Below are 20,914 nucleotides of genomic sequence, written 5' to 3'. Positions count from 1 at the left end.
GGCACTGCTTTTCTGGGTCACTGCTTTTCTGGGGCACTGGGGTCGTTACTCGCCGGGGTCACACTTGGCGTACGTCTATACTAGTCCCTCGACTATTGTCACGCGACCCCTGATTTTCCGGTACGCGCCGTACGCCATGATCTGGCAGAGTCGGGCGGATGGGTGACGAGTTGAGTCCGCGGCGGCTGGTGGCCGTCTTCGAGTCGCCGGTGGCGGAGGCGTTGCTGCGGTTCGGGCTGGACCTGGGGTTCAGAACGGTGCTGGTGGAGCCCGACCCGACCCGGCTCGGCGGCACACCGCGGGCGCACGGCGACACGCTCGTGGGTGATCTCGCGGCGGCCGGGCTCGACGAGCACACCGACGTGGTGCTGACCGACCATCACCGCAGCGAGATCGGGACGGTTCTCCAGGAGGCTCTCGAACGCCGTACCCGGTGGATCGGCATCGTCGGCAATCCCCGGCACGACGGACCGCACGTCGCGGCGCTGCGGGAACTCGGCGTGCCGGCGGAGCAGATCGCCCGGGTGCACCGGCCGATCGGGCTCAACATCGGCAGCCGTACCGGGCCGGAGATCGCGGTCGCGGTCCTGGCCGGGTTGATCGCCGACCGCAACGGCCGCCCGGGCGGCTTCGAGTTCTGACCAGCAGGGTGTTGAAGCGCCGAGACACCCCACCACGCCCCGCAAGGTGCCTGGGGAGCGGAACCTAGTCCTCGCGGGTGGCCGTGTGTGAGGCGCCGCGGCGGCCGAAGGCGGTCCAGAGGTTGAAGGCAATGATGGCCACACCGAAGATCACCCAGAGCACGAGGAAGCCGCTGTTCGGGGTGCCGGCCATCTTCACCACCCCGAAGATCAGGATTGCGGCGCCGGCCACCGCGCCGATCACGGCCATCGGCTTGCCGGTGGCGAACCGCAGGTTGGCGGGTGCGGAGGCGTCATCGACGGTGGCGGTGCCCATGCCTGTCGGCCGGCGGCCGAAGCCCTGCACCAGCGCGCCGCCGATGACCAGGAGCCCGATCACCACCCAGAGCACGAAGAACCACTGGAACTCGCCGCTGCGGACCATCTGCACGATGCCGAAGATCAGCAGCGCCGCGGCGCCGGCTGCGGTGAACACGGCCTGCGGCTTGCTGGGCCGCAATTGATACCGGGGCATGGCCGCGACCATTCCCCGGATCAACTCAGCGGAAACTCCATTGTGAACAGTGTCGGCCGACAGGCGTCAGGGCAGGGCGGCGGTGACCCCGACGACCGGCGCGTGGTCCGAGTAACCGTCGGGCGTCGCCGAGGTCAGGGTGTCCTGGTAACCGGTGGTGAGCACGTCGCAGGCGGTGAACCCGGCGCTGGCGAACAGGTAGTCGATCTTCCCGCCGTCGGTGCCACCGATGGTGGGCTCGCGGACCGTGTCACCGCTGCCGTGCGACACCTCGTCGCACTCCGGGTACTTGTCGTGCAGGGTCTTGAGCCAGGTGCCCCACTGCCGGGTGTTGAGGTCGCCGCCGAGGACCACCTGCGGCGCGTCGGCCGGGCGCCCGAAGACGAAGTTGTTCAGGGCGCTGACCTCGGCCAGGTACGCGGCCTCACCGATGTCGCTGTTGACCAGGTGGGCGGTGCACACCTCGGTCGCCCAGCCGGACACCTTCGCGCACAGCACCGTGGGCTGCGAATATCCGGCACCGTCGGCGCGGGTCTTGTGCGGTACCGGCAGGGGCCGCCGGGTGGTCATCGTGATCGTCCCCTGTACGGCGATCGCCACACCGAGCGTCCCGCCGAGTCCGCCACGGCAGTCCGAGCGCCCGTCGGGGCGCTGCATCTCGGCCCAGGCGACCGACCAGCCCGTGCCGAGGCGCGTCTTGATCCGGTCGAGCAGGCTGATGCTGGCGGCCGCCTGGTTGAGAACCAGCGGGCCGGAGCACATCTCCTGCAACATCACCACGTTGAGCTGCTGCTCGTCGACGAGGCGCTTGACCGCGTCGGCCTTGGCGTCGGGATCGGCCCGGTGCGGGCAGTACGCGGACGTGCCGAACGCGCCTCCGGCCTCGGCGCAGATGTTCCAGGTCGCGGCACGGATGCGTTCACCGGGTGCGGCGGCGGCAAGCGTGCCGACGGCAGCCGGCGGCGCCGGGCGGCTCTCGGTCACGGCCGCATCGGTACCCACCACCCCGGCGAGTACGGCGGTCACGGCGACCGCGGCGAGAAGGGGCGGCAGCGCTCGGCGCAGCTTCAAGTTGCTCCTCAGGAGGGATCGAAAGATCGATGATCTTGAGGCGCGAGCGTAACAACAACGCCGGGTGCCATGGGGGCACCCGGCGTCGGCGGAGGAGTTCTCAGCAGCCCGGAAGGCGCTTGATCAGGTAGTCCTCGATCTGATCCAGCGAAACCCGCTCCTGCTTCATGGTGTCGCGGTCCCGCACGGTCACCGCGTTGTCGGTGAGGGTGTCGAAGTCGACGGTGACGCAGTACGGCGTACCGATCTCGTCCTGCCGGCGGTAACGACGGCCGATCGCCTGCGAGTCGTCGAACTCGACGATCCAGCGCTTGCGCAGCGTCGCGGACAGCTCGCGGGCCTTCGGCGACAGCTCCGGGTTGCGCGACAGCGGCAGGACGGCGACCTTGACCGGCGCCAGCCGGGGGTCGAACCGCATGACCGTACGCTTGTCGACGCCACCCTTGGTGTTCGGCGCCTCGTCCTCGTCGTAGGCCTCGAGCAGGAAGGCCAGCACCGCACGGGTCAGGCCGGCGGCCGGCTCGATCACGTACGGCACCCAGCGCTCGCCCTTCTCCTGGTCGAAGTAGGAGAGGTCGACCCCGGAGTGCTTGGAGTGCGTGGAGAGGTCGAAGTCGGTGCGGTTGGCGATGCCCTCGAGCTCGGCGAAGTCGGTGCCGCCGAACTGGAAGCGGTACTCGATGTCGACGGTCCGCTTCGAGTAGTGCGAGAGCTTCTCCCTGGGGTGCTCGTAGAAGCGCAGGTTGCTCTCGGACAGGCCCAGTTCGCGGTACCAGTTCCAGCGCTGCTGCAACCAGTACTCGTGCCACTGTTCGTCACTGCCGGGCGCGACGAAGAACTCCATCTCCATCTGCTCGAACTCCCGCGTACGGAAGATGAAGTTGCCCGGGGTGATCTCGTTGCGGAAGCTCTTGCCGATCTGCGCGATGCCGAACGGCGGCTTCTTGCGGGCCGAGGTCGCCACGTTGTTGTAGTTGACGAAGATGCCCTGTGCGGTCTCGGGCCGCAGGTAGTGCAGGCCCTCCTGGCTCTCGGTCGGGCCGAGGTAGGTCTTCATCAGGCCGTTGAACATCTTCGGCTCGGTGAAGGTGCCCTTGTTGCCGCAGTTCGGGCAGTTCAGCTCCTGGAGCGACGACGGCAGCGAGCCGTGCTTCGCCTCCCACGCCTCCTCCAGGTGGTCGGCCCGGAAGCGCTTGTGGCAGGACTGGCACTCGGTCAGCGGGTCGACGAACGCGTCGAGGTGACCGGAGGCGGCCCACACGTCACGGGCGAGGATCACCGCGGAGTCCAGGCCGACGATGTCGTCACGCTGCTGGACCATGGTCCGCCACCACTGGCGACGGACGTTCTCCTTCAGCTCCACGCCGAGCGGACCGTAGTCCCACGCCGAACGGGTACCTCCGTAGATCTCACTGGAGGGGAAGACGAAGCCCCGGCGCTTGGCCAGGCTGACGACGGCGTCGATACGGTCGGCAGGCATGTGATTTCCTCCTACGCCGGCTGGGTGTCGGCGGGGAAATGGTGATTGACAGGACGAAAAGCGAGATTACTCCCCGACGTCGCACACCTCGAACGCGCCCGTCGACGCGTTCTGGTCGATCCGGGCCCGCAGCCGGTCGGTGTCGCCGTCGGAGTAGGTCACGTCGACCGGCACGTTGAAGTTGATCAGGTCGAGGTTGCCGACGTCGAACGACTGGACCGGCTCGGTCGCGGACATCCGTGCCGTGTACTCCGACTGGGTCTCGTCGTCCTGCGCGTCCTGGCACAACTGCCCGTACGCCTTGGTGAAGTCACGGTCCCGGACCGCGTCCATGTAACGCCCCACGACGACGGTGGCCTGCTCGTTGATGGCGTCGTCGGCCGCGGAACCCAGCCCGAACAGCGCGGCCGCACCACCGCCGCACACCAGCAGCAGGACGCCGGCGCCGATGCCGAACCCCAGGCCGATCCGGCGGCCCTTGCCCTCGACCGGCGGCGCCGGGAACGGCGGATGCACGCCCGGGCCCGGGGGTGGCGGTGGCGCCGCGGCACCCGGCGGGGGCGGCGGCAGATGCCCGGGGAAGGGCGGCGGTGCGTAGGGCGCCGTGCTCATGTCCCCAGCCTAGTGTTCACCGCCAGGGCTCGGCTGCCCGGTCGCTGGCGGTGACGACCACCGGCTCGCCCGGCGCGGCGGCCGCGAGGGTCTCGAAGGCGGACGGCTCGTCGATCGACTCGGCGAGCAGCGGAGTGGCGTGGACCTTGACGTCGAAGGCACCGAGGGCACGCCGGTAGGCTCCCACCGACTCCCACTCGGTGACCAGGGTCCACGCGGCGGTGTCCTCCAGGGCACGGGCGAGGCGCCCGGAGCGGTAGCCGTGGCACTGAGCCAGAGCGGCGAGCGCGGCGTGCGCACGCTCGAGGAAGCCGTCCTGCGTGTCCGGCGGGACGTGGAAGCGGTTGAGCACCAGCATGTGACGAGGGTACGCACGCGAGGAGGAGCCGTCAGTGACACCGTCCGATCATCTCCTGCGCCGATTGGCCGGCGTCAATCCGACAGCGGCGTTCCTCGGCGCCCTGGTCCTCTTCCTGGCCGGGCTCTTCCTGCCGGGCATCATCGGCGCGCTGCTGCTCGGCGTGCTGACCGCCGGGCTGGGCGCACTCACGTTCACCACCTGGCCGGTGCAGACGCCGGCCACCAAGGTCGTCCGCCTGATCATGCTCAGCCTCCTGCTCGCCGCAGTCGTGTCGAAGGCCCTGTGACAAATCACCGCAGTCGTGTCGAAGGCCCGGTGAAAAACCCATGCGCTTTTGACAATCATTGTCATTATCGACGACAGTTGCTGGCATGATGCGCCGACTGCTTCCCGCCCTGGTCCTCCTGGTCGCCCTGACCGGCTGCGGCGGGACGTCGAGCGACGACGGGAAACTCGCGGTCGTCACCGCCTTCTACCCGCTCCAGTTCGTCAGCCAGCGCGTCGGCGGCGACGCGGTGAGCGTCTCCAACCTCACCAAGGCCGGCGCCGAACCGCACGACGTGGAGCTGAGCGCCCGCCAGGTGGGCGAGATCACCGACGCCGGTCTCGTGGTCTACCTGAGCGGCTTCCAGCCCGCGGTCGACGACGCCGTCCGGCAGAACGCCGGCGACCACGCCTTCGACGCCGCTTCCGCGGTGCCGCTGCTGACCGCCGCCGACGCTGACGCCCACGCCGAGGAGCACGCCGAGGAGGGCGAGGAGGCCCACGCCGGCGGCACCGACCCGCACGTGTGGCTGGACCCGACCCGCCTGGCCACCATCGCCGACAAGCTCGCCGAGCGGCTGGGCAAGGCCGATCCCGATCACGCCGCGGACTACACCGCCCGGGCCGCCGCGCTGCGCACCGATCTGACCACGCTGGACGGGGAGTTCACCAAGGGCCTGACGACCTGCGCCCACCGCGAGATCGTGACCAGCCACACCGCGTTCCACTACCTCGCCGACCGGTACGACCTGGATCAGATCGGCATCACCGGCATCGACCCGGAGGCCGAGCCGTCGCCGCAGCGCCTGGCCGCGGTCGCCGCGGAGGCCAAGGAGCTCGGCGCCACCACGATCTTCTTCGAGACCCTGGTCAGCCCGAAGGTGGCCGAGACCATCGCTCGCGAGGTCGGTGCCGAGACGGCGGTGCTGGACCCGCTCGAGGGGCTGACCGACGAGAACCTGGACTACTTCACGGTGATGCGTGCCAACCTGGCCACCCTGACCAAGGCCCTGGAGTGTCAGTCATGAGCGACAACGTGATCGAGGTCAGGCACGCCGCGGCCGGTTACGACGGCCGGGAGATCCTGCGCGACATCTCGCTGAGCGTGGCCGCCGGTGACGTGGTCGCCGTCCTCGGCGCCAACGGCTCCGGCAAGTCCACGCTGATCCGGACCATCCTCGGCCTGGTCCCGCTGCGGCGCGGCGAGATCGAGCTGTTCGGCACGGCACAGCGCCGGTTCCGGCAGTGGGCCCGGATCGGGTACGTCCCGCAGCGGCTCGGCGCCGGAAGCGGCGTTCCGGCAACTGTCGGCGAGGTGGTGGCCTCCGGCCGCCTGGCCCGGCGCGGCATCTTCCGGATCCCGGGTGCCGCCGACCGGACGGCGGTACGCGAAGCGCTCAGCGACGTCGGCCTGCTGGATCGCATCAACGACCCGGTCTCCACCCTCTCCGGCGGCCAGCAGCAGCGCACCCTGATCGCGCGGGCGCTGGCCGGCCGTCCGGACCTGCTGGTGCTCGACGAGCCGAACGCCGGGGTGGACGCGGCCAGCCAGGAGGCCTTCGCCGCCGCGCTGACCAGGTTCGCCGGCGACGGCGGCACGATCCTGCTGGTGCTGCACGAGCTCGGCCCGCTGCGGCCGCTGATCGGCCGGGGTGTCGTGGTGCACGACGGGCGGATCGTGCACGAGGGAACCCCGCCCGAACCGGCCGGGCACCACGCCGAGCCGGGGCACGATCATGTGCATCCGCACGCGGACGAGGTCGTGGCGGGCATCTGCGAGTGGGCCCCGACCGAGGGGACCAAGGCGTACTGATGGAGCTTCTGGCGTACCCATTCATGCTTCGCGCCCTGGCCGGTGCGCTGATCATCGGTCTCACCGCGCCTGCCCTGGGTATCTACCTGGTGCAGCGGAGGCTGTCGCTGATCGGGGACGGGATCGGGCATGTGGCGCTGACCGGCGTCGGTGTCGGCCTGCTGACGAACAACTCCCCGGTGCTCACCGCTGTGGTGGTCGCGACGATCGGCGCGGTCGGTGTCGAGCTGATCCGCGAACGCGGCCGGACCTCCGGTGACCTGGCTCTGGCGCTGCTCTTCTACGGCGGGATCGCCGGCGGTGTGGTGCTTGTCGGTCTCTCCGACGACAAGGGCAACTCGAACCTGATGCAGTACCTGTTCGGGTCGCTGATCACCACGTCGCCGCAGGACATCATGGTGATCGGCGGCCTCGCGGCGGCGGTCCTCGTGGCGATGCTGCTGCTGCGGCCGGCCCTCTTCGCGCTCTGCAACGACGAGGAGTACGCCCGGGTCAGCGGCCTGCCCGTGCGGACACTCAACATCCTGCTCGCCGTGACGACCGCGGTGACCGTGACGATCGCCATGCGTACCGTCGGCCTGTTGCTCGTCTCCGCCCTGATGGTGGTCCCGGTCGCCGCCGCCCAGCAGGTCACCCGGGGTTTCCGCACCACGATGGCGGCGGCCATGCTGATCGGCCTGGGCTCGGCCGCCGCGGGCATCCTGGTCTCCGCCGAGGCGGACACCGCCCCCGGCGCCACCACCGTGCTGATGGCCCTCGCCGCCTTCCTGGGCACCACGATCGGCGGCATGGTCCGCCGCGGCCTGCGCCGTCATTCCCGCCCACCGGTGACAGCCGAGCCACCTGACGTGGTGATAAAAATGTTGGGACAGTCATGACGGCCACGGGCTACGAAGCGTATGAATCGGCGGGTGCGCTGCTGCGTGCGCTCTCCGCCCCGATCCGCGTCGCGATCGTGGTCGAGCTCGGCGTGGGTGAGCAGTGCGTGCACGACCTGGTGGAGAAGCTGGGTGCTCCGCAGCCCCTGGTCTCCCAGCACCTGCGAGTCCTGCGCGGCGCCGGTGTGGTGCGGGGCGTGCGGCGCGGCCGGGAGATCGCATACTCCCTGGTGGACGAACACGTCGCGCACATAGTCACGGACGCCGTGAGCCATGCCAGGGAGAGCCGACAGTGAATCCAGAAGCCGGAGCACCGCGCAACACCAAGCAGCGCAGCGCGGTCAGCGCCGTCCTCGGCGAGACCGAGGGCTTCCACAGCGCGCAGGACCTGCACGCGATGCTGCGGGACCGGGGCGAGCGGGTCGGCTTGACCACGGTCTACCGGACGTTGCAGGGCCTCGCCGACGCCGGTGAGATCGACGTGATGCGCCCGCCGGGTGGCGAGCACCTCTACCGGCGGTGCAGCCAGGGACATCACCACCACCTGGTGTGCCGGTCATGTGGACGGACGGTCGAGGTGGCCGGTCCGGCGGTGGAGTCTTGGGCGGACCGGGTGGCCGGTCAGCACGGCTTCGTCGACGTTTCCCACACTATGGAGATCTTCGGAACCTGCCCGGAGTGCGCCGCCAAAAGCTGAGTGCGACCCTTCCGGTGTGAAGCTCTATGCCGACCGGCTGCCGACCGCGATCCGTCAGCTCCTCACCGACATCCTCGTCGTCCTCTGGGTCTATCTCTGGATCCGGGTCGCCCTCTGGATCCGCGATCTGGTGGAGAAGCTCGCCGTGCCGGGCCAGAAGCTGGAGGGTGCCGGCACCGGCATCGCCGACAACCTGGCCGACGCCGGCGGCAAGGTCGGCCGGGTGCCGGTGGTCGGCGACGACCTGACCAAGCCGTTCACCGGTGCCGCCGACGCCGCCCGGTCCATCGCCGACGCCGGCCGCGAGCAGCAGGATTTCGTCCACCAGCTGGCGCTGATCCTGCCGCTCATCGCGATCGCCGTCCCGCTGGCCCTGGTGCTCTTCGGATGGCTGCCGCGGCGGCTGCGCTGGATCCGGCGGGCCGGTGTGGCGGCCGCGGTGCGCAGCGAACCGGCCGGCCGTGACCTGCTGGCGCTCCGGGCCCTGGCCGGCCGCCCGTTGAACGAGCTGGCCAGACTGGGCCCGGACATCGCGCAGAGCTGGCGGGCCGGTGACGCCGACGCGGTGGACGCTCTCGCCGACCTCGAACTCAGGCAGCTCGGTCTGCGCCGGCGCTGACCTCGTTCTCGTTCTCGTTCTCGTCCTCGTCCTCGCCCCAGTTGCGGTGCGCGAACGGCAGCGCCGCCCAGTAGAAGAGGAACCAGAGTGCCGTGGCCACGGTCAGCGGGATGGCCCACTTCCAGTCCAGCACGTAATCGGTGATCAGCAGGACGCTGCTCACCATCGAGACGAGCATGAACGCCAGGCCGGCGGAGGCGACCTTGTGCGCGTACCGGACCAGCTCGGGCTTGCGGCCCTGCCGGAACAGCGCGCGGTGGAACGCGACCGGCGAGATGATCAGCGCGGTGGCGAACGCCGCGCTGATCAGCGCCACGATGTATACGTCCTTCTGGAAGTTCGTGGCCTGCGGGAACCCGCTGCTGAACGGCAGGGTCAGCAGGAACGCGAAGAGGATCTGCACGCCGGTCTGTGCGACGCGCAGCTCCTGGAGCAGGTCCGCGAAGTTGCGGTCCCACCGCTGCTTCTCGGTCTCGTGGGACTGATCTTTCCGGGGGGTGTGTGTTTCGACCGCCATGACGGCGCAGCGTTCCCCCGCGGGCACATGGTCAAACGCCGATGCGAGCCAGCACGGCGTCGGCGAGTTCGCGTGGCGCCTGTTCCGGCACCCAGTGGCTGACACCCTTCATGGCGACGAGCTGGTATTCCGCCTCCACCCAGTCGGCGGTCCGCAGCGCGGCGGTGAGCCCGACCACCCCGTCCCCGTCGCTCCAGACGTACGTCGTCGGCACCTTCACCACACCGGTCCCGGCCACCTGGTCCAGGCTGAAGGCGCGGTACCAGTTCAGGCCGCCGGTGAGCCGGCCGGGCTCGTGCATCGCCTCGACGTACTGCTCGGCGTGGTGCAGCGGGCGCAGCATCCAGCGCAGCATGGTGCCGTTGCGGGTGAGCAGCAGGCGTTCCGCCCCCGCCGATTGGAAGACCCTGAAGTACGCGAGACGCGCGCGCTGCGACAGGCGGACACGCATGGCCAGCATCATGGCGCGCGGGTGCGGTACCGAGATCGCGGTGAGCGTCCGCACCCGGTCCGGGTGCCGGGCGGCGAGCAGCCAGGCGACGTAGGCGCCCCAGTCGTGGCCGACCACGTGCGCCTTCTCCACACCGAGGCTGTCCAGCACGGCGAGGGCGTCCGCTGTCACCTCGTCCATCCGGTACTCGGACACCTCGCCGGGCCGCGCGCCGGGTGAGCAGCCCCGCTGATCCAGGGCGTAGGTGCGGAGACCGGCCGCGTGCAGCCGCGGGACCAAGAGGTCGAACTCGCGATGATCCTGCGGAAATCCGTGCAGAAGCAGCACCGGATCACCGTCGGCGGGTCCGCCCTCATGGACGTCGAAGGTCAGTCCGCGAGCCTTGACCTGCATGTGATCGCTCCCTCCCTGTCCCCAGCCATTACCGGGTGTTAGCGTCATCGAAGCACATGCAGCGAAGGTTGTTCGCGACGGCGGAGATCAGGCGCGTCACCCACCCGAGGCGCCGGTCCAGGTAGGTCGCGAACAACCTTCGATCCGACAGGGGAGCGCAAGGCGCTGAGAGTGCGGGCAACCGCAGACCCTCGTACCTGATCTGGGTAATGCCAGCGCAGGAAGTTCGGTCTTCTCCAGCCGCGCCGTGTCCGGGCATCGCCGCCCGGTCCGCGGCGTGCGTCTCCTCCCGGTACCCGCTGGGAGGCGTCATGAAAGACATCAACACCAACCGCTGGCGAACGATGGACGTCGTGATCGCCTCGGTCATCGCCGTCGCGTTCGGCGTGATCTTCTGGGCCTGGAACACGGTCTGGAGCATCACCGAGAGCGCGTTCGCCTTCTTCCCGCCCGCTCAGGCCCTGCTCTACGGTGTCTGGCTGATGCCGGCCGTGCTGAGCGGCCTGATCATCCGCAAGCCGGGTGCGGCGCTCTACACCGAGGCCGTCGCGGCGATCATCTCCGCGCTGCTCGGTAACGCGTGGGGCGCGACAGTCATCCCCCAGGGCCTGATCCAGGGCCTCGGCGCGGAGCTGGCGTTCGCGGCGCTGCGCTACCGGTCGTTCCGGCTGCCGGCTGCGCTGCTCGCCGGTGCGCTGACCGGCCTCAGCGCGGCACTGTTCGACTTCATCGTCTGGAACTCCGAGTACGCGCTCGGGAGCTACCGCATCCCGTACGCGATCTTCACCGTGGTCAGCGGCACGCTCCTGGCCGGGCTCGGCAGCTGGGCCGTGGTCCGGGCGCTCGCACCGACGGGTGTGCTGGACCGGTTCGGCGCGGGCCGGGAACGGGCACTCATCTGACATGAGTGAGGTTCGGCTTCGCGATTTCGGGTGGCGGCACGCCGGGCGCCGCGCCTGGGCGGTCCGCGGGCTGGACCTGGACATCCGGCACGGCGAGCGGGTGCTCCTGCTGGGTCCCTCGGGGGCCGGTAAGAGCACCCTGCTCGCCGCGCTGGCGGGCCTGCTGGCGGAGGACTCCGGCGAGTCCGAGGGCACCATCGAGATCGACGGGCTGGATCCGCGGAAGGCCCGCGAGCGTGTCGGCATCGTCTTCCAGGATCCGCAGACGCAACTGGTGATGGCGCGCAGCGGTGACGACGTGGCGTTCGGTTGCGAGAACCGGGGAGTGTCCGCAAATGACATCTGGCCACGAGTATCCGATGCGCTTGATCGAGTCGGTTTCCGGTACCCCATCAATCGACCGACGACCGCGCTCTCCGGCGGTGAGGCGCAACGCCTCGCCCTGGCCGGGGTCCTGGCCCTGAGGCCAGGCCTGCTGTTGCTCGACGAGCCGACCGCGAACCTGGATCCGGCCGGTGCTGAGCTGATCCGTGCCGCGGTCGCGCGGGTGACCAGCCCGGAGACCACGCTGATCATCGTGGAACACCGGGTGGCCGAGGCACTCGAGCTGGTGGACCGCGTGGTGGTGCTCGAGCCGGGCGGTGGGGTGCGCGCCGATGGCGCACCCGAGGTGATCTTCGCTGCCTACGGCGACAAGCTGGCGGACGAGGGCGTCTGGGTGCCCGGTTTCAGCACCGCGCCGATCAAGGCCATATCAAAGGCACAGAACGATTTTGTACGGGCTGAGCACATCTCCGTGACCGGACGGCTGGCTCCCGTCTCGATCGGTGCGGGAGCCGGCGAGCTGGTGGCCGTGACCGGGCCCAACGGCGCCGGAAAGTCCACGCTCGCGCTGCTGCTCGGCGGGCTGATCGCCCCGGACTCGGGACGGATCGAGGCGTTCGGTGACCGGCGGCCCCCGCACCGGTGGCGGGCGGCGGCGCTCACCCAGCGGATCGGATCGGTCTTCCAGAACCCGGAGCACCAGTTCGTCACCAGCCGGGTGTCCGACGAGCTGGCGCTGGGGCCACGCCGGGTCGGCAAGACGCCGGAGGAGGTCCGGCGGATCGTCGGCGAGCTGCTGGAACGGCTGCGGCTGACGAAGCTGGCGGCGGCCAACCCGTACACCCTCTCCGGCGGTGAGGCCCGGCGGCTCAGCGTGGCGACGGCGCTGGCCACCGCGCCGCGGCTGCTGGTGCTCGACGAGCCGACGTTCGGACAGGACCGGCGTACCTGGCAGGAGCTTGTCGACCTGCTGGCCGGGCTGCGGGCGGAGGGGCACGGGATCGTCGCTGTCACCCACGACGAGGCGTTCGTCCGTACGATCGCCGACCGCACCGTGCCCCTCGGTGAGCCGGCGCCGGACCCACTTCCCCGGAGGTTGCGCCCGTGACCGCGTTCGAGGTCATCGCCGATGTCTCCGCGCCCCTCGCCCGCCGTAACCCGGTCGCCAAGCTCGGCGCCGCCCTGCTGTTCTCGCTCCCTCTGGTCTCCACTGTCGACCCGTTCACCCCGGCCGTGGCGCTGCTGCTGGAACTCGCGGTGCTGCCGTTCTTCGGTGTGCGTTACCGGGCGCTGGCCCGCCGGGTGGCACCGCTGCTGCTCGCCGCGGCCGGGGTGCTGGTCACGCTGACACTGTTCGCCGCCGAGCGCACCGGCAGCCTGCTGGTGTCGCTCGGGCCCTTCGACATCACCACGGGCGTGCTCGCGAGCGCGGCCGGCCTGATCCTGCGGATCTTCGCGGTGGCGCTGCCCGGCATCGTCGTCTTCGCGACCACCGACCCCACCGACCTGGCCGACGCGCTGGTGCAGAACGCGAAGGCACCGGCCCGGTTCGCCATCGGGGCGCTCGCCGCGTTCCGGCTGCTGCCGCTGCTCGGCGAGGAGTGGCGGACGCTCACCCTGGCCCGCCGGGCGCGCGGTGTCGACGCCGGGCGCAACCCGGTGGCGAAGCTGCGGATGTTCGCCTCGACCGCGTTCGCCCTGCTGGTCGGCGCGTTGCGGCGCGGGGTCCGGCTGGCGGTGGCGATGGACGCGCGGGGCTTCGACTCGGGCGCACCCCGCACCTACGCCCGGCGCCAGCACTTCACCGCCGCGGATACCGCGCTGCTGGTCGGCGCCGGTGTGGCCGCCATGTCGATCTTGACGCTTTCAGTGGCGTTGGGGGTTTTCCGGCCGGTTGTCGGCTGATCGTTCGCCCGGCGGTCACGAGATCGCCAGCGGCCGTTGTCCTGATCGGATCAGGGTGACGCGCATGGGTCACGGCCACGATCATTCGCATTCTGTTTCCGCAACCGGCGCCGACGTTCCGGAGGCGCTGGACCTGAGCATCCCGGAGAGCGAGCTCTCCCCCGGTGACAGCTCCCGCCGCCGCTTCCTGCTCGGCGCCGGCCTGCTCGGCGCCGGTGCGGCCGCCTCCGTGCTCGCCCAGCCGGGCGCCGCCGCGGCCGCCGGGCTCCGGCACACCCACGACGCCGCCGGTGGTGGCACCGCGAAGGGCGGGTTCCGCTGGCTCGCCGGCGACCACCACATTCACACCCAGTACAGCTCCGACGCCCAGTACCGGGTCCTCGACCAGGCTTCGAAGGGCCACGCCTACGGGCTGGACTGGCTGGCCATCACCGACCACGGCAGTGTCACCCATGCCAAGATCGGCGTGGACAAGGTCAACCCGGACATCCTGCGTACCCGCAAGGAACTGCCGGAGCTGCTCACCTTCCAGGGTCTGGAGTGGAACATCCCGGCCGCCGAGCACGCCACCGTGTTCGTGCACCCGGGCCGTCACGAGGTCGACGTCCTCAAGCAGTTCGAGAACGCGTACGACGGCTCGATGCTGCCGGCGACCAACACCAACGCCCAGAACGAGGCGATGGCGATCGCCGGCATCCAGTTCCTCGGCGAGCAGGTACGCAAGCGCAAGGTCGACGGTGCGCTGTTCTTCGCCAACCACCCGGCCCGGCGCGGCATCGACTCGCCGCACGAGATCCGCAACTGGCGTGACGCCGACCCGACCGTCGCCGTCGGCTTCGAGGGCGCACCGGGCCACCAGGCCGCGGGCATCCCGGCACCGAACGGCCGGGGCGGCGCCCGTGGCTACTACGACAACAATCCGTCGGCCGCGTCGTTCGCCGGCTACCCGCTGGAGAGCTACCGCACCTGGGGCGGCTTCGACTGGATGACCGCCACCGTCGGCGGCCTCTGGGACAGCCTGCTCGCCGAGGGCAAGGCGTGGTGGATCACCGTCAACTCGGACAGCCACGTCAACTACCTGGACCAGACCGAGCGCGGCCCGGGCAGCGACTTCAACACCAACGGCAAATACAACGACCCCGTCTACAACGGGTCGATCAACACGCAGGCCGGCGACTTCTGGCCGGGCTACTACGGCCGTACGAACGTGGGCGCGTCGTCCTTCTCGTACAAGTCGGTCATGGACGGCCTGCGCGCCGGCCGCGTCTGGGTCGACCACGGCCGGCTGATCAAGAACCTGGACGCCCGGGTACGCGTCACCGGCGACCGCCGCTCCTCGACCGGGACGCCGCTCGGCGGTGTGCTCCAGGTCAAGCGGGGCACCTCGACCGAACTGGTCCTCGAGATCGACCTCCAGGACATCCCGAACTGGGCCGGCTTCATCCCGGCCCTGAAGCGGGTCGACGTGATCGTCGGTACGGTCACCGGGCCGGTCGCGGACAAGGACGTCTACACCACCCCGAACACCAGGGTGGTCAAGTCGTTCGAGATCTCGCAGGCCGGCGGGAAGGTCACGATCAGCTATCCGCTGGGGCGCCTCGACAAGCCGTTCTACCTGCGGGTACGCGGGACGGACGGTAATCGTACGCAGCCCGGGCTGCTCGGCACGGCGGTTGACCCGTACGGACCGCAGCTTGATGTCGCGGGCTCCGCCGACCCGTGGGGTGACCTGTGGTTCTACACCAACCCGATCTGGGTTCTGCCTCGATGACCGCAGCCGTCACGTCTTCCGTCGGCGGCGGTGTCGGTTTCCGGGCCCGGATTCTTGGGGTCAGTTTCGGTCATCGCACGCTGGCCGAGGCTGATCGCTGGATCCGGGCGCTGGACCCGGCGCCGGTGCTGGCCTGCACCCACCTGGTGACCGCACCGTTCCCGCACGTCGCGATCAGCCTGCTCACCCTCCTGGAGATCGATTCCGCGCCGGAGCTGGCGGTGGCCGCCCAGGCCGCCGCCTCCGGGCGATCCGGCCGCGCGGTGCGGTTCCCCGGCGTGGAGCGGCTAACCGGTGAGCTGACCGTCAGTGAGATCCTGCAGCGCAGCTCGATCTCCCGGGTCGAGGTGCTCGGCAGCGGCCCCGCCGATCCGGCGACAGTGGTGGAGACCGGCGACTTCGTCCGCCCGCAGTTCCGGGACGGCGAACTCGTGCTGGTCACCACACCGGCGGCGGGCGGACGGCTGGTGCCGTTCGAAAGGCGGGATCCCACCCCCTGCTGTGCGGACCACTGACCAGGTCCTCCCTACTGTGGGGGAATGTCTCGTCCCCCGCTGCGCCAGCTGCTCGCCGACGCCCACAGCGGCGTGCTGCTCTTCAGCATCACGCCGCCGAAGAGCAGGACCCCCGAGGAGCGGATCAAGGAGATCGCCGAGGTCACCATCGGCCGCCTCGCCCCGCTCGACGTCGACGGCCTGATCCTCTACGACATCGACGACGAGTCCGACCGCATCCCGGGCGAGCGCCCCTTCCCGTACCTGCCGACCCTCGACCCGGCCCGGTACTACGCCGACCACCTGACCGGCTGGCGCCGCCCGGTGGTCATCTACCGCTGCGTCGGCAAATATCCGGAGGACGAGCTCCGACACTGGATGACAAGCGCCGGCCCCGACGTGCATACCGTCTTCGTCGGCGCCTCCTCAGGCGGCAAACCGGTACACACCGGCCTGCGCCGAGCCCAGGAAATCCGCGCCGAGTCCAACCCCGACCTCCCCCTCGGCGCGGTGCTGATCGGCGAGCGCCGCGACGAGCACCTGCGCATGCTGGACAAGCAGGAACGCGGCGTCAGCTTCTTCATCTCCCAGGTGATCTACCACATCAACGACACGAAGAACCTGCTCAGCGACTACTACCTGGAGTGCCGCGCCCGCGACGTCAAGCCCCGCACCGTCATCTTCACGCTGTCACTCTGCGGCTCGCTGAAAACCCTCGAGTTCCTCCGCTGGCTGGGCGTCGACGTCCCCCGCTGGCTGGAGAACTCGCTGCGCCACTCCCCCGACCCACTCACCGAGTCCTACCGCCAGTGCCTGGCCATCGCCCGCGACCTCATCGACTTCTGCGAACACCTCGGCCTGCCCTACGGCTTCAACATCGAAAACGTGTCGATCCGCCGCACCGAGATCGAGGCCACCACCAACCTCGCCACCGAGGTCGCCACCCTCCTGGCCCACCACCGCACCACCTGAGCCGCACCGCACGCCCCCGCCCACCCACGTTGCGGCTAACGTGTGCACCTGTCTGCACACGTTAGGGCTAACGTGTGCGCCTATCTGCACGCGTTACGGCTAACGTGTGCGTTTATCTGCACGCGTTATGGCTAACGTGTGCGACTGCTCGCACGCGTTAGCCGCGGCGTGTGCGGTCGCTGCTTGGTAGCAGCCTGTTCAGCAGCAGCCGGCGCACACATAGCCCGATCGTGCGCTTTTACCCACGCCAGGACAGCAGCCGGCTCGCACGCAACCTCAATGTGTGCGCTCACTCGCGCTGATTCCGGCGGCGGCGGACCCGGCCGTTGGGCGGCGTCGCTACCGTGGTGTCGTGATCGACTTCCAGAACGGTTCCGTCTTCAAGCTCAACCCCTGCGACCCGCAGGAGGTCATCTCCCAGGTCGCCCCGTTCCTGGTGCAGAACGAGCAGGTGTTCTTCGCGTTCAAGACGGTCCGCGACTTCGTGGTCTTCACCGACAAGCGCCTGATCGCCGCGAACGTCCAGGGCCTCACCGGTTCGAAGACCGACTTCACGACGCTGCCCTACAACCGCATCCAGGCCTTCTCGATCGAGACCGCCGGCAGCTTCGACCGCGACTCCGAACTCGACCTGTGGTTCAGCGGCCTCGGCAACGTCCGCCTCGAATTCAAGCGCAACGTCGACATCCGCCAGCTCAGCCAGCTGATCGCCAACTACGTCCTCTGAGCCGAACCGGTCCGGTGCGTCTTCGGGAGCGCCACGCCGCCGGCAGAGTTGGTGGGCCGTCCGTCAACCAGCCCGCCGCCGAACCCGCCCTGCCGAACCCGCGCTGCCGAACCCGCCCTGCCGAACCCGCCCTGCCGCCATCAACCAGCTCGGCCGTTTCGCATCCGAGGTGACTGCTATTCCGAGGAATTTTCTCGAATCCCATCGCGGGTCCGAACGCGCCGGACGTTGACGGCGACTGCCACACTCATATCGTGGCATGGGAATGGGTCGGCCCCGCCGTGACGGGAACAGTAGGGACGGTAACCATCTCCGTCACCGCCTGGCTGGCCCACAAAACTCTGCGAATCCAGCATGACCGCAACTTGCGATCCGACCGTCGTTCACTGTATGGCCGGCTTCTCGGAGCACTTCACGAGATGAAGCATTCCGAGATCAGAATGCTGTCAGCCGAGGACCTCGAAGAAATCGAAGTTCAAAAGATCACTCAAAGCTGCCGAGACGCTCAGACAAAAGCCGCAGCGCTATTGGCAGAGGTCTCCATCGTTGCACCACTCTCGGTCGACCAGGCCGCGACGGACTACTTCGAGGCGATCGCCAAGAGGGACACGGGCTCACAGTTGGCCCAGTTGCAGGTGCGACTGCTACAGGAGATGCGAAAAGACATCGCCGCGGGCTAGCGCTTCGCCGACACGCGGCAGACCCGCACCCGACGCCTTTCAGCAGGCTAGCGCCCCGCCAACACTTCCGCTCGAGCGGCGGGACTCGCGGGGCGTGCGGGCGCCGCGGCAGGCATGATCTCCACCTCGGCCCGCTCCACCTTGTGTCGCAGCTCTTGAGCCACTTGTTCCACCGCTGTCTTCGCCCGTCTTCGTCCAATCCCCGGGCGGCGGCGACGCTCTTCTCGGCGACCCGGAACGCGGTCGCCACCACGCCCGAACTCACCGCTACCAATCTCGCCGTTGCCACCTTCGCCGTTGCCACCCTCGACCTCGCCACTGAGATCAACGTGGTTCGGATCAGCCGAGGTTCCGAAACCGCGCAACACTCGGCGGATCATGGACGCGGCGAACACGGCGACGCCGAAGACCCCGGAAATGAACCAGCCGAAGACCGAACCCCATTTCAGGTGGCTGGAAGTCGCGTGCTGGAAATCCTCCAGGTATCCGATCAACGTCGCCCGGTCGTCGTCAGGCGTCCCGTCCTGCAATATGTCGTCGAAAACCGAGGTGTCACCCGCCACCTCGAACACGTTGATCGCTATGAGAGAGTCGGCTAGCGTGTGACGGCCGACGATATGGATCTGCCGATCAACAATTTCCTTGATCTGGCCGGCAGAATCACTCCTTCCCACATTCCCGCGCCGCAGATCATCGGTTATCCGGTCACGAAGTAGCCACAAGCGATTCCGGTAGACACTGTGCGCCAGGCTCGTCAGCTGAAATGCGATCGCGAACGGCAGTAGCGCCACAGCCAGCAGCATCACGAGCAGCAGCATCGGAACGGCTTCCATGTCACGTGCCAGCCTTCTGGATCGGAGGAGATTTCTCCCCGAGTTCTTTCTCCAATTCATCCAGGCGTCGCCGTTGAGCCTTGATCTTACGTTTCCTGAGTCGGCTTTGAATACCTGTCACCAGCCAGCCGATGCCGACAATCGCAGCGAAGGCGATCAGTATCTTCAGGCTGGCGCTCGGCTCCGCATCATTACTTCCGAAGCTTCGCGCCAGCGGCTCGACGGCCTGTAGCGGAAAATATGCCGCGGCAACCACAAGAGCCCAGCCGAACGCCTCGACGAGGCGCTGCAGCAAAGCGAAGCGGGCAATCTGCAGCGTCACCCGGTCCTTGTCACGGAGTTGCCTGATGTCGGCCTCGAGTGTCGCGACCTGCAGCCTCAGCTTCTCCACCTGCAGCTCAGCCTGTTCGGCACGCAGCGCAGACTGCTCCAAGCGAAGAGCGGAGCGCTCGGACTCTTTTGACATGGCGGGCAGCATAGCGGCGGACATAAGATCACTCCGCGCGACCCTGGGCCGAAACTCAATAGAGATGAATGGATTCATCGCGGGATTCTTGATCAATTTCACGCTGCGCATGATCCCCCATCCCAGCAGTCATTCTCACTCATGTACCGAACGGCACCTGCCGTTAGGTATGCCCCTCATGAGAATCCGGCACTGTCCCCAATCCGACATCCAAGACCATCAGTGACCCTCGGACTACCGAAAGTTAACCATAACAACTCGGTTACCGGCTCGGCATCGCCTGAAGAGGTAAGGAGCACCCTTCGGTCACGGACGTTAGCTACACCAGCCACCACCGCGCCAGACCCTCAGATATACGCGGAACGCAGATGCGCGGTTGCATGAGCAGGCAAATATATGCGCAGCGCATCCCGGCACTCGCAGGCGATCGCTCACGATGAGGCGCTGCCCGCATCAGAACAGTCCCCCAAAAGCCCCTCACTATGATCTTCAAGAGACAAGTTGACGTACGCCCAGACTAGTCGTACGCGTTGATCGACTCAATGGGAAGATGGATCCATGCTGGTTGCCTTCTCTGTGACGCCGATCGGTGACGGGGACTCGGTCGGTGACGCTGTCGCTGAGGCCGTGCGTGTTGTTCGCGCCTCCGGTCTGCCGAATCGGACCGATGCCATGTTCACCACTGTCGAGGGTGAGTGGGACGAGGTGATGGCTGTCGTGAAGCAGGCGGTCGACGCCGTAGCGGCTGTTGCACCGCGGGTCAGCCTCTCCCTGAAGGCGGACGTGCGACCGGGGGTCACCGGCGCACTGACGGCCAAGGTCGAGCACATCGAGCGGGTGCTGGGCCAGTCGTGAGACGCCTGGTGATGTGGGACATCGACTACACGCTGCTGCGCGGTGGCGGGGTTGCGGCGCGGGCGTGGAAGGCGGCGTTCACCGAGGTGACCGGGTTGGCGTGGCGGGATACGCCGGTCTTCGGCGGGCGTACCGACCTGGACATCTGCGCCGAGGTGTTCACCGTGCACGGGGTGACGGACTGTACGCCGGAGCGGTTCTTCGCCAGCTACGTCCGGAACGTTCACGAGATCAAGCACGAGTTCGCCGAGCAGGGTGCGTTGATGCCGGGTGTCCGTGAGGTGCTGACCCGGCTCGGTGACGACCCGGCAGTGGTGCAGACGCTGGTCACCGGCAACGTCCCGGAGGTCGCGGCGGCGAAGGTGGCGGCGTTCGGGCTGGAGGGTTCGTTCGACGCCGAGGTCGGTGGCTACGGCACGGACGACAGCGTGCGTGCGACCCTGGTGCGCCGCAGCCTGGAGCGGGCGCGGGTCAAGTACGGCGAGACGTTCCGGCCGGTTGTCATCGGCGACACGGTCAACGACGTGACGGCGGCGCTGAAGAACGGCGCGATCGCGATCGGCGTGGCGACCGGTGCGACGGCGGCGGCCGAGCTGGTCGCGGCCGGGGCACACACCGTCCTGCCGGACCTGACCGACGCCGACGCCGCGATCCGGGCCGTCACCGCTTAGAGG

At 68.7% G+C, this 20,914-nt stretch carries 27 protein-coding genes and 1 riboswitch; of the genes, 18 read left to right on the top strand and 9 right to left on the bottom strand.

The genetic code is table 11. The features are described 5' to 3' along the window. Positions 1-158: 158 nt before the first annotated feature. Positions 159-641, top strand: a complete 483-nt coding sequence (locus ACFQV6_RS26085) for an XdhC family protein (protein WP_378030218.1) — start codon at positions 159-161, stop codon at positions 639-641. A gap of 64 nt (positions 642-705) precedes the next feature. On the opposite strand, the gene ACFQV6_RS26080 is transcribed toward ACFQV6_RS26085, so the two are convergent. The 5 genes from ACFQV6_RS26080 to ACFQV6_RS26060 form a co-directional block, all read right to left on the bottom strand. Then, on the bottom strand, positions 706-1,155 hold the full coding sequence (locus tag ACFQV6_RS26080) for a hypothetical protein (RefSeq protein ID WP_378030217.1): 450 nt from the start codon (positions 1,153-1,155) through the stop codon (positions 706-708). A 66-nt stretch (positions 1,156-1,221) separates the two neighbouring features. Further along, positions 1,222-2,226: an endonuclease/exonuclease/phosphatase family protein gene (locus ACFQV6_RS26075; RefSeq protein ID WP_378030216.1), complete on the bottom strand. Its 1,005-nt coding sequence runs from the start codon at positions 2,224-2,226 to the stop codon at positions 1,222-1,224. A gap of 100 nt (positions 2,227-2,326) precedes the next feature. Further along, on the bottom strand, positions 2,327-3,706 hold the full coding sequence (locus ACFQV6_RS26070; protein WP_378030215.1) for a glycine--tRNA ligase: 1,380 nt from the start codon (positions 3,704-3,706) through the stop codon (positions 2,327-2,329). 66 nt (positions 3,707-3,772) lie between these two features. Next, entirely contained in the window at positions 3,773-4,318 is a 546-nt protein-coding gene (locus tag ACFQV6_RS26065) for a hypothetical protein (protein ID WP_378030214.1), read from the bottom strand. 16 nt (positions 4,319-4,334) lie between these two features. Next, positions 4,335-4,676, bottom strand: coding sequence for an antibiotic biosynthesis monooxygenase family protein (locus tag ACFQV6_RS26060; RefSeq protein WP_378030213.1), 342 nt, complete (start codon positions 4,674-4,676; stop codon positions 4,335-4,337). Positions 4,677-4,710: 34 nt separating this feature from the next. Here ACFQV6_RS26060 and ACFQV6_RS26055 point away from each other — a divergent pair, with 34 nt between their 5' ends. From ACFQV6_RS26055 to ACFQV6_RS26025, 7 genes are all read left to right on the top strand, one after another. Further along, positions 4,711-4,965: a DUF6703 family protein gene (locus ACFQV6_RS26055; protein ID WP_378030212.1), complete on the top strand. Its 255-nt coding sequence runs from the start codon at positions 4,711-4,713 to the stop codon at positions 4,963-4,965. 85 nt (positions 4,966-5,050) lie between these two features. Then, a complete protein-coding gene (locus ACFQV6_RS26050; protein WP_378030211.1) occupies positions 5,051-5,971 on the top strand; it encodes a metal ABC transporter substrate-binding protein in 921 nt (306 codons plus the stop codon). Further along, positions 5,968-6,756 carry a metal ABC transporter ATP-binding protein gene (locus tag ACFQV6_RS26045; RefSeq protein WP_378030210.1) on the top strand — a complete coding sequence of 263 codons (789 nt, stop codon included), beginning with the start codon at positions 5,968-5,970 and terminating at the stop codon, positions 6,754-6,756. The genes ACFQV6_RS26050 and ACFQV6_RS26045 overlap by 4 nt, the downstream gene beginning before the upstream one ends. Beyond that, positions 6,756-7,634 carry a metal ABC transporter permease gene (locus ACFQV6_RS26040; protein WP_378030209.1) on the top strand — a complete coding sequence of 293 codons (879 nt, stop codon included), beginning with the start codon at positions 6,756-6,758 and terminating at the stop codon, positions 7,632-7,634. Before ACFQV6_RS26045 ends, ACFQV6_RS26040 begins: the two co-directional genes overlap by 1 nt. Then, positions 7,631-7,930: an ArsR/SmtB family transcription factor gene (locus ACFQV6_RS26035; RefSeq protein WP_378030208.1), complete on the top strand. Its 300-nt coding sequence runs from the start codon at positions 7,631-7,633 to the stop codon at positions 7,928-7,930. The genes ACFQV6_RS26040 and ACFQV6_RS26035 overlap by 4 nt, the downstream gene beginning before the upstream one ends. After that, positions 7,927-8,331, top strand: a complete 405-nt coding sequence (locus tag ACFQV6_RS26030) for a Fur family transcriptional regulator (protein ID WP_378030207.1) — start codon at positions 7,927-7,929, stop codon at positions 8,329-8,331. Before ACFQV6_RS26035 ends, ACFQV6_RS26030 begins: the two co-directional genes overlap by 4 nt. Positions 8,332-8,347: 16 nt before the next feature. Next, on the top strand, positions 8,348-8,950 hold the full coding sequence (locus tag ACFQV6_RS26025) for a hypothetical protein (protein ID WP_378030206.1): 603 nt from the start codon (positions 8,348-8,350) through the stop codon (positions 8,948-8,950). On the opposite strand, the gene ACFQV6_RS26020 is transcribed toward ACFQV6_RS26025, so the two are convergent. Next, complete coding sequence (locus ACFQV6_RS26020; protein ID WP_378030205.1) at positions 8,922-9,467, bottom strand: DUF6328 family protein; 546 nt, start codon at positions 9,465-9,467, stop codon at positions 8,922-8,924. The genes ACFQV6_RS26025 and ACFQV6_RS26020 overlap by 29 nt on opposite strands. A 31-nt stretch (positions 9,468-9,498) precedes the next feature. After that, on the bottom strand, positions 9,499-10,311 hold the full coding sequence (locus tag ACFQV6_RS26015) for an alpha/beta fold hydrolase (protein WP_378030204.1): 813 nt from the start codon (positions 10,309-10,311) through the stop codon (positions 9,499-9,501). A 139-nt stretch (positions 10,312-10,450) separates the two neighbouring features. Next, positions 10,451-10,553, top strand: a riboswitch (TPP riboswitch). A 69-nt stretch (positions 10,554-10,622) separates the two neighbouring features. Here ACFQV6_RS26015 and ACFQV6_RS26010 point away from each other — a divergent pair. The 8 genes from ACFQV6_RS26010 (at position 10,623) to ACFQV6_RS25975 (ending at position 18,086) form a co-directional block, all read left to right on the top strand. Continuing rightward, positions 10,623-11,213 (top strand): ECF transporter S component, encoded by a 591-nt coding sequence (locus tag ACFQV6_RS26010; protein ID WP_378030203.1) that lies wholly within the window; start codon positions 10,623-10,625, stop codon positions 11,211-11,213. Position 11,214: 1 nt separating this feature from the next. Beyond that, entirely contained in the window at positions 11,215-12,645 is a 1,431-nt protein-coding gene (locus ACFQV6_RS26005; RefSeq protein ID WP_378030202.1) for an ABC transporter ATP-binding protein, read from the top strand. Then, on the top strand, positions 12,642-13,442 hold the full coding sequence (locus ACFQV6_RS26000; RefSeq protein WP_378030201.1) for an energy-coupling factor transporter transmembrane component T family protein: 801 nt from the start codon (positions 12,642-12,644) through the stop codon (positions 13,440-13,442). The genes ACFQV6_RS26005 and ACFQV6_RS26000 overlap by 4 nt, the downstream gene beginning before the upstream one ends. Positions 13,443-13,506: 64 nt before the next feature. Then, positions 13,507-15,213, top strand: a complete 1,707-nt coding sequence (locus tag ACFQV6_RS25995) for a PHP domain-containing protein (RefSeq protein ID WP_378030200.1) — start codon at positions 13,507-13,509, stop codon at positions 15,211-15,213. After that, positions 15,210-15,728: a hypothetical protein gene (locus tag ACFQV6_RS25990; protein WP_378030199.1), complete on the top strand. Its 519-nt coding sequence runs from the start codon at positions 15,210-15,212 to the stop codon at positions 15,726-15,728. The genes ACFQV6_RS25995 and ACFQV6_RS25990 overlap by 4 nt, the downstream gene beginning before the upstream one ends. Before the next feature lie 24 nt (positions 15,729-15,752). Then, positions 15,753-16,679 (top strand): 5,10-methylenetetrahydrofolate reductase, encoded by a 927-nt coding sequence (locus tag ACFQV6_RS25985; protein ID WP_378030198.1) that lies wholly within the window; start codon positions 15,753-15,755, stop codon positions 16,677-16,679. Between the two features lie 352 nt (positions 16,680-17,031). Further along, positions 17,032-17,406: a PH domain-containing protein gene (locus tag ACFQV6_RS25980; RefSeq protein WP_378030197.1), complete on the top strand. Its 375-nt coding sequence runs from the start codon at positions 17,032-17,034 to the stop codon at positions 17,404-17,406. Positions 17,407-17,660: 254 nt separating this feature from the next. After that, positions 17,661-18,086, top strand: coding sequence for a hypothetical protein (locus ACFQV6_RS25975; RefSeq protein WP_378030196.1), 426 nt, complete (start codon positions 17,661-17,663; stop codon positions 18,084-18,086). A 47-nt stretch (positions 18,087-18,133) separates the two neighbouring features. Here the strand turns inward: ACFQV6_RS25975 and ACFQV6_RS25970 are convergent, their stop codons facing one another. Together ACFQV6_RS25970 and ACFQV6_RS25965 are read right to left on the bottom strand one after the other, a co-directional pair. Further along, the gene (locus tag ACFQV6_RS25970; protein ID WP_378030195.1) at positions 18,134-18,904 is read right to left on the bottom strand and encodes a hypothetical protein; all 771 of its coding nucleotides are present in this window, start codon (positions 18,902-18,904) and stop codon (positions 18,134-18,136) included. A gap of 16 nt (positions 18,905-18,920) precedes the next feature. Continuing rightward, positions 18,921-19,487 carry a LapA family protein gene (locus tag ACFQV6_RS25965; protein WP_378030194.1) on the bottom strand — a complete coding sequence of 189 codons (567 nt, stop codon included), beginning with the start codon at positions 19,485-19,487 and terminating at the stop codon, positions 18,921-18,923. A gap of 456 nt (positions 19,488-19,943) precedes the next feature. Here ACFQV6_RS25965 and ACFQV6_RS25960 point away from each other — a divergent pair, with 456 nt between their 5' ends. Next, positions 19,944-20,240 (top strand): MTH1187 family thiamine-binding protein, encoded by a 297-nt coding sequence (locus ACFQV6_RS25960; RefSeq protein ID WP_378030193.1) that lies wholly within the window; start codon positions 19,944-19,946, stop codon positions 20,238-20,240. Further along, positions 20,237-20,911: an HAD family hydrolase gene (locus ACFQV6_RS25955; protein ID WP_378030192.1), complete on the top strand. Its 675-nt coding sequence runs from the start codon at positions 20,237-20,239 to the stop codon at positions 20,909-20,911. Before ACFQV6_RS25960 ends, ACFQV6_RS25955 begins: the two co-directional genes overlap by 4 nt. Positions 20,912-20,914: the final 3 nt, after the last annotated feature.

It is taken from the genome of Actinoplanes sp. GCM10030250 (genome assembly GCF_042666575.1).
Taxonomy (GTDB): Bacteria; Actinomycetota; Actinomycetes; order Mycobacteriales; family Micromonosporaceae; genus Actinoplanes.
The sequence above is the reverse complement of the archived record's forward strand: the minus strand, read 5'-3'. Positions and strand labels throughout refer to the sequence as shown.